This window comes from Sorangium sp. So ce367, from assembly GCF_051520455.1.
Taxonomy (GTDB): Bacteria; Myxococcota_A; Polyangia; order Polyangiales; family Polyangiaceae; genus Sorangium; species Sorangium cellulosum_B.
In genome coordinates, this window is the sequence record NZ_CP150334.1 from 9,746,978 (window position 1) to 9,758,620 (window position 11,643).

General features: G+C 70.3%; 9 protein-coding genes. 4 read left to right on the plus strand and 5 right to left on the minus strand.

Translation table 11 applies throughout. The features are described 5' to 3' along the window. The first annotated feature begins 42 nt into the window (after window positions 1-42). On the plus strand, window positions 43-2,097 hold the full coding sequence (locus WME97_RS36950) for a M3 family metallopeptidase (protein WP_437544778.1): 2,055 nt from the start codon (window positions 43-45) through the stop codon (window positions 2,095-2,097). 300 nt (window positions 2,098-2,397) lie between these two features. Here the strand turns inward: WME97_RS36950 and WME97_RS36955 are convergent, their stop codons facing one another. Next, window positions 2,398-4,308: a hypothetical protein gene (locus WME97_RS36955; protein ID WP_437544779.1), complete on the minus strand. Its 1,911-nt coding sequence runs from the start codon at window positions 4,306-4,308 to the stop codon at window positions 2,398-2,400. A gap of 574 nt (window positions 4,309-4,882) precedes the next feature. Here WME97_RS36955 and WME97_RS36960 point away from each other — a divergent pair. Further along, window positions 4,883-5,071: a hypothetical protein gene (locus WME97_RS36960; protein ID WP_437544780.1), complete on the plus strand. Its 189-nt coding sequence runs from the start codon at window positions 4,883-4,885 to the stop codon at window positions 5,069-5,071. On the opposite strand, the gene WME97_RS36965 is transcribed toward WME97_RS36960, so the two are convergent. Then, a complete protein-coding gene (locus tag WME97_RS36965) occupies window positions 5,055-5,231 on the minus strand; it encodes a hypothetical protein (RefSeq protein ID WP_157907138.1) in 177 nt (58 codons plus the stop codon). The two genes, WME97_RS36960 and WME97_RS36965, sit on opposite strands and share 17 nt — an antisense overlap. 202 nt (window positions 5,232-5,433) lie before the next feature. Here WME97_RS36965 and WME97_RS36970 point away from each other — a divergent pair, with 202 nt between their 5' ends. Then, window positions 5,434-5,763: a PilZ domain-containing protein gene (locus tag WME97_RS36970; protein WP_437544781.1), complete on the plus strand. Its 330-nt coding sequence runs from the start codon at window positions 5,434-5,436 to the stop codon at window positions 5,761-5,763. A 437-nt stretch (window positions 5,764-6,200) separates the two neighbouring features. Here WME97_RS36970 and WME97_RS36975 read toward each other — a convergent pair whose 3' ends face one another. Both WME97_RS36975 and WME97_RS36980 read right to left on the minus strand, forming a co-directional pair. After that, window positions 6,201-8,705 (minus strand): hypothetical protein, encoded by a 2,505-nt coding sequence (locus WME97_RS36975; protein ID WP_437544782.1) that lies wholly within the window; start codon window positions 8,703-8,705, stop codon window positions 6,201-6,203. 16 nt (window positions 8,706-8,721) lie between these two features. Then, a complete protein-coding gene (locus WME97_RS36980) occupies window positions 8,722-9,327 on the minus strand; it encodes a 5-formyltetrahydrofolate cyclo-ligase (RefSeq protein ID WP_437544784.1) in 606 nt (201 codons plus the stop codon). A 382-nt stretch (window positions 9,328-9,709) separates the two neighbouring features. Here WME97_RS36980 and mscL point away from each other — a divergent pair, with 382 nt between their 5' ends. After that, the gene (mscL, locus tag WME97_RS36985) at window positions 9,710-10,159 is read left to right on the plus strand and encodes a large conductance mechanosensitive channel protein MscL (protein WP_437544785.1); all 450 of its coding nucleotides are present in this window, start codon (window positions 9,710-9,712) and stop codon (window positions 10,157-10,159) included. Between the two features lie 136 nt (window positions 10,160-10,295). Here the strand turns inward: mscL and WME97_RS36990 are convergent, their stop codons facing one another. Beyond that, complete coding sequence (locus WME97_RS36990) at window positions 10,296-11,525, minus strand: phospholipase C (protein WP_437544786.1); 1,230 nt, start codon at window positions 11,523-11,525, stop codon at window positions 10,296-10,298. Window positions 11,526-11,643: the final 118 nt, after the last annotated feature.

The following is an 11,643-nucleotide window of genomic DNA, read 5'->3' on the forward strand; positions in this document are numbered from 1 at the left end:
CCGCGCCCGTCCGCCGGCCCTTCAAGCCCAACCAGGAACGATATGACCGAAGCGACCGACAATCCCCTGCTCACTCTCGGCTTCGAGATCCCGTTCGATCGCATCCGGAGCGAGCACGTGGAGCCCGCGGTGCGCGCGCTGCTCCAGGACGCCCGCGCCCGGCTCGACGCGCTCGTCGCGGCGCCCGGCCCCCGCACTTACGACAACACCCTCGCCGCGCTCGAGGCCGTCACCGAGCGGCTCGACCGCGCCATGAACGTCGTCTCCCACCTCGAATCGACGTCCACCACCCCCGCGCTGCGCGCCGCGTACAACGCCGTCCAGCCGGAGGTCAGCGAGTTCCTGAGCGGCATCGCCCTCAACGAGGGCGTCTACGGCGCGCTCAAGGCGTACGCGGCCACGCCCGAGGCGGCGGCGCTGACGGGCCCGCGGCACCGCTTCCTGAAGAAGACCCTCGACGATTTCCGGAGGAGCGGCGCCGAGCTCGACCCGGCCGGCAAGAAGCGCCTCTCCGAGATCGACGTCGAGCTCGCCACGCTGACCCTGCGCTTCTCCCAGAACGTGCTCGACGCGACGAACGCCTTCGAGTTCGTGGTCGAGGACGCCGCCCGCCTCGCCGGCCTGCCGCCGAGCGCGGTCGAGGCGGCCCGTCAGGGCGCGAAGGACAGGGGCATCGAGGGGTACCGCTTCACGCTGCAGGCGCCGAGCTACATCCCCGTGCTCACGCACCTCGACGACGGCTCTATCCGCGAGCGCTTCTACCGCGCCTTCAACACGCGGGCGACCGAGGGCGACCACGACAACCGGCCGCTCATCCGCCGCATCCTCGAGCTCCGCGGCGAGAAGGCGAGGCTGCTCGGCTACGCGAGCTTCGCCGATCTCGTGCTCGAGGACCGGATGGCGAAGACGGGCGCCGCGGCGCGGCGCTTCGTCGACACGCTGCGGGCGCGCACCGAGCCGGTCTTCGCCCGCGAGAAGGAGGAGCTCGCCGCCTTCCGCCGCGAGATCGAGGGCCCGGACGCGCCGCCGCTCGCGCCGTGGGACGTCGCCTACTACGCCGAGAAGCTCCGCCGCGCCCGCTACGATTTCGACGACGAGGCGCTCCGCCCGTATTTCCCGCTGGATCGCGTCGTCTCCGGCCTGTTCGAGATCGCCCACCGCCTTTACGGCGTGCGCATCGCGCCCTGGCAGTCCGCCCCCACGTGGCACCCGAGCGTCCGCGCCTACCAGCTCGTCGAGCCGGACGGCGCCCAGAGCGCCGCTTTCTACCTCGATTTCGTGCCGCGCGAGCAGAAGCGCGACGGCGCCTGGATGCACGGGCTCGTCACGGGCGCGCCGAGCGAGAATGGGCGCGCGGCCGGGGAGGACGCGCGCCACCTCGAGGTCCTCGCGGGCAGCTTCACCCCGCCGGTCGGCGGCCGCCCCGCGCTGCTCAACCACCGCGAGGTCGAGACGCTGTTCCACGAGTTCGGCCACATGATGCACCACGCCTCGAGCCGGGTGCCGATCCGGAGCCTCGCCGGCACCAACGTCGCCTGGGACTTCGTCGAGCTCCCCTCGCAGATCATGGAGAACTGGTGCTGGGAGCGGGACGCGCTCGACCTCTTCGCGCGCCACCACGAGACGGGCGTGCCGGTCCCGGACGACCTGCTCCAGCGCATGCGCGCGGCCCGCACGTTCCGCGCGGGCGCTGCGACGATGCGGCAGCTCGGCTTCGCCGAGATCGACCTCGCGCTCCACATGGACTGGACCGGAGAGCAGGGCGATGTCGTCGAGTTCGCGCGCGAGGTCCTCGGGCGTTACTCGCCTGTCCCGCTGCCCGAGGGCTACGCCATGATTGCCGGCTTCTCGCACCTCTTCTCGAGCCCGGTTGGCTACGCAGCGGGCTATTACTCGTACAAATGGGCCGAGGTGCTGGACGCCGACGCCTTCTCCCGCTTCCAGGAAGAGGGCCTGTTCAGCCGGAAGGTGGGCGACGCGTTCCGGAGCCAGATCCTCGCGCTCGGCGACACGCAGGACCCGATGGATCTCTACAGGAGCTTCCGCGGCCGCGAGCCCACCCTCGACGCCCTGCTCCAGCGCAGCGGACTCGCCTGAGCCTCCGGGGCGGCCCGGCGCCGCATCCATCACGGCGACACCCCAGACTCCCTCTCTGGCCATGTGACAGTGCGGCGCTTTCGTGAGGCGTTGAGCAGGCTCGTTCGGTCACGCTCAGGGCGCGAAGCTTGGTTAGGGCCTACTCCCCATCGACCTCCGTGGGCGCGGGGAGGGCCGATATCTGAGCCCAAATGACAAAGCTCCTCCGGCGAAGCCGGAGGAGCTTTGTCTCAGGTGAGTCCGGCGGGTTCCCCGCGCCGCGCGAAGAACACGGTCTGCTCGCGCCGGGCCCCCGTGGGATCACTGTATCTTGAAGTTGCAGGCCGACAGCGTGGCCGTTCCGATCGTCTGCGTCATCGCCCAGTTCGCGAGCGAAGCGACGCTGGCCTGCTCGGACCTGAACGCGTAGTTGCTCGCGAGCTGCACCTCGGTGCCGTTCTTCGGCCGGATGTACACCGAGTACCGCTTCGCCGCCACGTCGACCACCATCCGGACGGTATAGGTCGTCCCGCCGGTGTACGGGAACACCCGGAGCGCCTGGTACCTCGAGGCGTTCCGGACGCGGACATTGCCTTCCTCGTCGAAGATGACGATCGCGGCGAGCTGGGTCCACTGGCTCGCGGAGCCGCTCGAGAGGCCGACCACAGCGTCGATCTTCGACGCGCTCGGCGTCACGTCCCAGGTCGCCGTGAAGGTGCCCCGCTGGGTCGAAGGCAGCTGCGAATTGAACCACTTGCCAGCGTTGACGACCGAGCACACCGGCGCCGTCGGCGTGGGCGTGGTCGGCGTGGGCGTCGGCGTGGTCGGCGTGGGCGTCGGTGTCGTCGGCGTGGGCGTCGGCGTCGTGGTCGTCGTCCCGAACTCGAACGCGCCGATGTCGACCGCGCCCACGGCCGTCCGCCGCTGCGCGGAGCCGACGGCCGCGACCGCCGCCTTCGGCGGGTGGTACAGCGGCATCGCGAGCGGCGACGGGAACGTGCGCCCCGAGATCCCCGTCGTCGAGCTGACGCCCGCGTTCCGCAGCGCGCTCGTCGAGAGCAGCGTCACGTCGCGGTTGCCGATGCTCGTGAAGCCGGGATCACTCACGATCAGCGTCCCCGTGAAGCCGGAAGGCACCGTCGTGCCCGTGGGCACGGCGTTGTTGACACCCTTGATGAGCGGGCTGCCGGTCGTCCAGCTCGCGTCGTCACGGAAGACCTGAACGCTCCCGCCCCCGACGCGATGGAAGATGTTGTTGTGCAGCTCGATGCTCTCGATGCCATCGAACAGGTGAATCGCCGCGCTCGACCCCGCCATCAGCAGGAACGTGTTGTTCACGAACCGATACCGCCCGTTGGTGTCGCCCGTGCCGTCGCCGCCGACGCGGATCACGTACTGCGTGTGCGTCTTGCGGAAGACGTTGCCGACCACATCGGAGTCCTCCCGCGCGAGCCCCGGATCCTGCCCGTCGGGGCCGATGAGCTCGAGGTCCTTGTAGAGCCCGCCCTCGATCCAGTTGTAATAGATCTCGTTCCGCTCCGCGCGGGTCTTCACCGCGTTGCCGCCGGTTGCATCGTGGACATAGCTGTGCTGCATCCGGAACACGGAGCCCGGGTAGGCGGACTCATCCGTCGCGATGTAGATCGGGTGCTTCTGCGTACCGTTACCGCAGTTATAGACCTCCACGTATTCCACCAACAGCGAACCCGAATCGCTGTCGGCGCCCAGGATCCCGTGCGCTGGGCAATCGTGGATCACGGAGTCACGGATCGTGACATCGTGCCCGTGCTGGAAGATGCACCTCGAGGTGCCGCCCGTCACATCGAACCCCTCGAAGACGATGTGGTTCGCGTTGATCTCGATCGTGTTGGTGCCGCCCTTCAGGACGGGGCGCTTCCCGCCGACGCGCACGCCGCGGATCGTGATCTTCGAGGTGGGCGTGCCCCATTTCGTGAGCCTGATGTTGCCCGAATACGTGGCGTTGCCGTCGACCTCCACCACGTCGCCCGCCTGCAGTCTGCTGGCTACCTCACCGATGGTCTTGTAGGTGCGCGTGGGACCGACTTGATAGGTCGTGCCGGCCGCCTGCTCCTCCGCGTCCAGCTCCTCTGCAGTCACGTCCTCGTCGAGCGGCGCGCAGCCGAAGCCGACGATCGACATCGCCACGAGCGAGGCGATGAACTTACCGGCGGCAAACGACCGCGACCCAAAGCCTTGAGAAATCGAATGCATGGCTTTTTCTCCCCCGGCGTCGTCGAACCCCTGTGGTGAACAGGACCGTAACGGGCGAAAGCATCAGGGGGCAGAAGAGGAGCCTCCCGCTGCGTGCCTTCGCGCCGCGAACCATCGGTGCAGACCATTCAGCACCAGAGGGGCGGATACCGGCGCTCTCGTGAAACAACTTATTCCCGGATTAACACGACGGGTCAAGACGAAATGCTTTCGAAAACGAAACGAACACCCAATTAGGTCGCACACCTCGGCCGCTTTTCACATCACTGTTGCAAATTTTCGATGCAAAACTGCAATGCGCAGTCCGTCCGCTGATGTAAGGAAGGTATAGAGAAGTGGTCGCTCGCTCGCTTGAATGCAGACGAAATCCCCCGAAAATGTGGGTAAACCTCCAATGCGACAGGGTTCTCCATGTCGGTCAACGACCTTCACCTACCTTACCCCCGCATTCGCTATCTCAGCCGCGGCGCCTGTGACCCGAGGGAGGTCGCGTTCTTCCTCGGCGACACCGCTGCACCGCAAGCAAGAAAACAGCTCGCGGCCCTGTTCGATCGCTTGGCGGGGAGGATCCGCTATGCGCGTCGCGGCTGGCCTGCCCGCGGTCGACGCGCGCGACACGGGCTCGCGGGAGATCGTGGAGAAGGGCGACGGGCCGGCGTTCGACGGGGAGATCGGCGGCGTCCGCGCGGCGTCGCGCTGCTCGCCGCGCGGGGGAGATCGGCGGGAATCGGCAGGTGCGCGAGCTGTCAGCGCCTCCCCTTGAAGCCCATCATCTGCTGCACCACCGCCTCGCTCTCCTCGGCGATCGCGCCCTCCTGCGCCGCGCGGTCGGCGCAGTCCTCACAGACCTTCTTCTTCTTGCTTCCGACCTTGATCGTCTTGAGCTCGTCAACCTCGTTATCGCATTCCCGGCACGTGGGCATCGCCACACCTTCCTTTCGCCGGGCCAGCATATCGCACCGATCCCGCGCGCGCCGAGATCGCGCCCCGGCGCCGCGAGCGGACTGCGCGGAGAGCGCGCCCCGGCGCCGCGAGCGGACCGCGCGGCTCGCCCGCCCGATGTTTGGCCCGGACGAGCCCCGCGACCTAGGCTCGCCGCGTCACGAGGACACCAAGGAGGCTCGCATGGATCGGAGGCAGGGCGCGCGCGCGCAGGTCGACTTCCCCGTCTCGGCGCTCGTCGATGGCCACCGGCACCGGTGTCGCGCGATCGATCTCTCCCCCACGGGGATGGTCGTCGAGCGCGCGCCCGCGCTGGCAGGCCGGGCGCTGCCCGCCGTGACCCCGTTCGAGCTCGACCTCGGGGTCGGGCGCCCCATCCGGCTGCGCGCCCGCCCGGTCTGGGACCGCGACAACCTGCTCGCCGTCCGCTTCGTGGTCATGAGCGACGCCGACCGGCTCACCATCGCCGAGCACCTCGACCAGCGCGTCCACCACCGCTCTCCCCTCCATTAGAGCGACGGTCACCCGCTTCGGATACGGGCCCACCTCGACGTTTTCGGTGCTCAGCGCACCGGAGTGCGCTTGCGCGCCGAAAACGCCGATCTGGGCCCGTCTCCTGTGCGGGAGACCGCCGCTCTGCCGGGGCTGCGCAGAGGGGGGCGGAAACCGGTGGAGATGGGGCAGACGGGCGGGGGGAACGGCTTGAGACGGATGGGTGGGGGACGTCCTCGACATGATGCTCGCCTGCAAGGATGAAATCGCAGGATTGCAACGCGGGGAGGATGTGACCGGGACATCTATGCGAATTTTAAATCTATTTCCGTCTTCTCGCGGTGGCATGTGAGCTGCTAATTCACGGACGAGCGTTGCTGGTGCGGCCTCTCCCCCCCTAGGCCCCGGCGACGCTTTTTTTTTGTCGCTCGCTGGAGCGACGAGCGGTGGGCCACGCGCTACGTGCGGGGCTCTCGTCGCCGGCGCGCAGCGGAGATCGACGCCCGCGGAATGCTGGCGGCAGAGCGGCGAAGCTCGTCGAGCGCGTGCTCGGGCAGGCGCGGCGCGCGCGGCTCGGCGGCGCTTGGCTCGGGAGGGGCGGGCGCGCGGGCGCCCAGGTACGGCCAGAGGCTCTCGCGGATGGGCGCCGGCAGGACGTTCTCCAGGTACTCGAGCGCAGTCCCGCGGAGGTGGGCGTCGTCGGCGTGGAGCGCCCTGTAGGCGATCTCGAGCGGCTCGCGCTCCAGGCAGAGCGAGAGGACGCGGAACACGTGCTCCAGGCTGCGGCTCGTCCGCTCGACGAGCAATCGCTCGGCCAGCGGCGCCTCGACCGGGGGCGCGACGTTGGGGGGCTGGGCGTCCCACACCCGGCGACCGATCGCGATCTCCCGCATCGCCGCCTCGATCACGTCGTCGTGCCGGAGGTGGATCGGCGCGCGCTGCTGGAGGAGCCGCGCGAGCGCGACGCCACACTGAAAACGCACCTCGAAGCGCTCGTCGGCAAGGCCCAGGATCAGGCCGTCGGCGGCGCGCTGGGTGGGACAGGCCTGGAGCACCCGCGGAATGCGGCGCCGGAGGGCGACGCTCACGGACGGATCGAGGAGCGCGTCGGTGAGCTGGCCGGTCGCGCGGGGGGCGACGGCGCGGAGCGCCCGGATCGCCTCGGAGGTGAGCCCCTCGCGCTCGAGGAGCGGGAGGAGGTGCGGCACGAGCGCAGGGTCCGGCTCCCGGACGAGCGCCCGGCGGATCCGCTCGGGATCGCCGGAGCGCAGGTCGGCCGTGGCGGCAAGCACCGGATCGGACGCCAGCGCGGCCGACGCGGCGCGCGCGGACAGCGGCCCGTCGACGCCCCTGCGATCACCCGCCGGAGGCCGCGGCGAGTCCCCAGGGGCGGGGGCGGAGAGCGGTGAACGGCCGGAGAGCGGCGGGCCGGGGTGCGACGTGCGCTCGCCGTCGGCGGAGGCGCGCCCGGCGTGGTGCCGCGCCGCCGCGGCGTTCCGGAGCGCGGCGAGCTCGGCGAGGACCCTGTCGCGGCTGAGCGCATCGACGGTGCCGCTCAGGGTGCGGCGGGTGGTCGCGTCGACGACGTTCGTCGGGTCGAGCGAGACGGCGCCGGAGCGCAGGCTGCCCTCGAGCGCGGCGACATAGCCCCGGTGCAGCCGAGGCGTGAAGAGCAACGTGACGCCCGCGGCCGCCGCGCCGAGGCCGAGCAGCAGCGGGAGCGACCCGCCCGGGGCGAGCACGAGCAGGGCCATCGCGAGGCCGCTGCCCGCCGCGGTGCCGATGCGGTCGAAGCCGACGTCGATGAGCGTCTTGATCGACCGCTTCTGGTCCGGGGGCAGGGGCGTGTAGAGCAGCTCGTAGCCCGACCGGAACAGCGAGTTCCGGAGCACCGCCTCGGTCGCGCGGACGATGGAGGCGGCCCAGAGCCGCGGCGCGACCACGAGGGAGAGGGTGCTCGCGACGACCGCGGCCGGGAGGATGCCAATGGTGGCGGCGAGCCCGAGCCGGTCGAGCGAGAAGGTGGCGGCGAGCGACTGCACGAGGAACGAGAGCACGCTCACCGAGAGATGGAAGAGCGCGAAGAACGAGAGCAGCGCGTTGCGGTCGGTCATCGCGGCGGCCGCCTCGGCGCTGAGAGCCACGTCGAACAACGCGCCGCTCACGGCGCCGAGCCCGACGAGCAGTCCGAGGTCGCGCAGGTGGCTGTTGTCGCGCAACGCGGCGAGCCCCGACCCGCCGGCGCCAACCTCGGTGCGTGCCGCCTCAACCTCGGTGCGTGCCGCCTCAACCTCGGTGCGTGCCGCCTCAACCTCGGTGCGTGCCGCCTCAACCTCGGTGCCCCCCGCCTCAACCTCGGTGCGCCCCGCCCCGCCGGCGGCGCCGGCCGCGCGCGCGAGGCCGGCGCCCAGGTGGTGGGTGGCCCAGGCGGTGAGCGCGCTCACCGCGGAGAGGGCGAGGAGCATCGTCGGGGCGTCGATGAGGCGGCTGGCGCGCCAGGCGAACAGGCCGCCGATCACGCCGCCGACGGTCCCGCCGCCCGCGATGCGCCCGATGGAGTGGCGGGCGGTGTGGGGGTCGAAGCGCTCGTTGACGAGCGACCAGAAGGCGGAGATGAGCGTCGCGCCGAAGACGGCGATGTGCAGGTAGAAGACGAGGGCGGCGGCGCCGGGCGCGCGCCGGGCGAGGTCCCACTCCAGGGCGAGCAGCACGGAGCTCGCAGCGAACGTGGCCGGGACGACGCGCGCGGGGGAGAGCTGGAGGAGCGCGCGCGAGAGCAGGACGACGGCGGCGAACGACAGGACCGCGCCGGCGGCCATGACCTTGGGGACGTCGGCCGCGCCGAAGCTGGCGAGGAAGAGGGCGTCCCGGGTCGCCCGGCCGGCGACCTGCTGGGCGATCATCGCGCCCGAGGCGATGGCCGCGAGGAGGACGGGCCTGTCGCTCGCGCTGTCCTCTCCCACCTGCGCCCTGGGCATCCTAGGCGGGTTCGGCGGCGAGCACGCGGGCGTCGGTGACGATGGTCCCGAGCGGGACGTCGCCCGGCGTTGCCGGCACCTCGGCGACGAGCTGGAAGTCGAACACGACGCCCACCGCATGCGCCGGGGGGCAGAAGCGCGGCAGGGTGCTGTCGTAGTAGCCGGCGCCATAGCCGATCCGGTGCCCTCGGGCGTCGATCTGCAGCGCGGGCACGACGATGACGTCGAGCGCGGCGGCCTCCTCGTCGGTCGCGTCGGGCTCGCGGAAGCCGAGGCCGCGCTCCTCCATGGCCTCGGGGTCCTCGACGAAGCGGAAGGTCATGGCGCGCGACTCGGGGTCGATGGAGGGGTACGCGACCCGGGCGCCGCGGGCGCGCAGCAGCGGATCGAGCTCCCGGAGGTCGACCTCGTTGCGCCCCTCGATCGGGTAGAAGAGCGCGACCCGCCGGGCCGCGGCGAGGGCCGGTAGCTCCGCGAGCGCGCGCTGGATCCGGCGCGATCGCTCGAGGATGGCGTCGTGGGGGATGGAGCTGCGGACGGCCCGAGCGCGCTTCCGCAGCTCGGCTTTGGCGCGGTAGCGCAGGGCGGCCTCGGCGTCGGGGTCCATGGCTCGGTGGTTCCTCCGGCGCGCATCCTAGAGAGCCGCCCCGGGCCGGGGAACCGCCATGTGCGAAATCGGTGTGAGGTGGCGCAGTTGGCCCCAGGTGTGGCGCCCTTGCACGGAGGGCGGGGCAGCGGCCGCGCTGCGAGCGCGGGGGAGCGGGACGGGCGGGAGCGACCGCGCCGAGGCCGCAGCTGCGAGCGACTGGCCACGATGAGCCCACGGACGAGCCCGGTGGCACCGTTCGTGCTGCTGCCGGCGGCCGCGCGGATGGCGGCGCCGCCGCCGCGCGGTCCCGCGCAGGCAGCTGGTAGCATCCTGATCGCGGAGAGACGATACCGGAGCGGTGCGATCGCGGGGGCAGGAGCCCCCGACGCCGGAGGAAGCGATGTTCTGGGAGGATTTCAAGAAGTTCGCGGTTCGTGGCAATGTCGTCGACATGGCCGTGGGCGTCGTGATCGGCGCGGCGTTCGGCAACATCGTCAAGACACTGGTAGATCACCTGATCATGCCGCCGATAGGCCTCCTGACGGGCGGCATCGATTTCAGCCGGCACTACATCGTCCTGAAGTCGCCGAGCGGGCCCGGTCCGTACGCGACCCCCGAGGAGATGGTGAAGGCCGGCGCGGTGCTCCTCCAGTACGGGGTCGTCATCAACAGCCTGGTGAGCTTCTTCATCGTCGCGCTCAGCGTCTTCCTCCTGGTGCGGCTCATGGGGAAGCTTCAGAGGCAACACGCGGAGGAGGTGACGACGAAGGAGTGCCCCGAGTGCGCGATGAGCATCCCCATCAAGGCGGTGCGCTGCGGGCACTGCACGGCGGCGCTGAAGGGCGCGTAACGCGAAACGGAGAGGTCACCGCGCGGGAGGCGCAGCTGGCGCCGCTCACCGGCGAGCGGGCGCCCCATCGAGGCAGGGCGCGTCGACGCCGGCTTCGCTCGAAGGGGCGCGCGGCCGCGGATCGCCGCGCTCCGGCTCAATGGTTCTCGACGGGCACGCCGGCCTCGAGCACGGCCTTCTTCAGCGTCAGAATTTCCTGCTGGGCGTCGGTGAGCTCCATCGAGTGAAAGCCGGACGGCGCGGTCGAGCCCATGTGGATCGGGGCGACCGCGGTCTCCAGGATCGGGATACCATCGAGCCTGCGCTGGTCGGTGCGTGGCCTCGGCTCGCTGAGCAAGGAGAGCAGGCTCGGAGACGCGGTGACCCGAGGGCTCAGCGCGTTCACGCGATCGGGCGCGAACAGCTCGAGCGCGGTGCGCGCGATGCACGTATGGTCGAGTGTTCCGTGGAACGGCACGCCGCGCGGAGCCCACGGCGAGACGACGAGGGCCGGCACGCGAACGCCGAGCGTATCGAACGGCGCCGCCTCGCTCGCGGGCGACGGCGGCGGGCGCACGTGGTCGTAGAACCCGCCATGCTCGTCGTAGGTCACGACCAGCGCCACGTGCGGCCAGGACGGGCTCGCGATCAGGTGGTTGTAGATGCGCGCGATCAGGTTCTGACCGCGCGCCACGTCGGCCGGGGGATGGTCGTCGTTCGCCCAGTTCAGGAGCGCGTCCACGTCGACCAGCGTGAAGTTCGGGTCGATCCACGAGACGCTGGGCAGCGTGCCTTCACGGCAGGCCCTGTAGAACGAGGAGATCTTCGCGATCGGCAGCCCCCGGTGGCCCTTGTATTTCTCGACGGTCCGCAAGAACGCGATGTCGTGCGAGTAGTAGCGCCACGAGTCGACCGGCAACAAGTCGAAGAACGTCGCGTGGTCGATCCATTGCAAGTTCCCCGTGCGCCCGCCGCTGGTCCCGCAGAGCGCGAAGAACCGGTTCGGCCACGTCGGGCCCGCGACCGAAGCGAACCACCGGTCGCAAACGACGTACTGTCGCGCCAGGCTATCGTACGTCAGCAGATCACGCTGGTCGTACCAGCCCATGATCTCGGCGACGTGGCTGTTCGTGCTGTAGCCTTTCACGAAGCCGTCCATCGCGCCGCCGTTGATCTGCCTCACGACCTCCTTCCGGTGGTGATGCGGGCGGATCCGGACTCTCGTGCTCTCGAGATGATATCCAGTGATCGGCGTGCCGTTATCGTCCGAGTTCGTCGCGCCGATCACCCCATCGACGTCCATGCCCGTGCCGCGCAGGTAACCCAGCATGTGATCGAAGGAGCGGTTCTCGAGCATCACGATGACCAGATGACGAATGTCTGCCATGTTCCACCGCTCGCTTTCCCATGCGGCTCAGCGCTGTGCCGGTCGACGCGGCCGCGCAGGGCCAGTTTCACCATCGTGAATTCATCTACCGAAACCTGCCAGCGGAGAAGGAGATCCA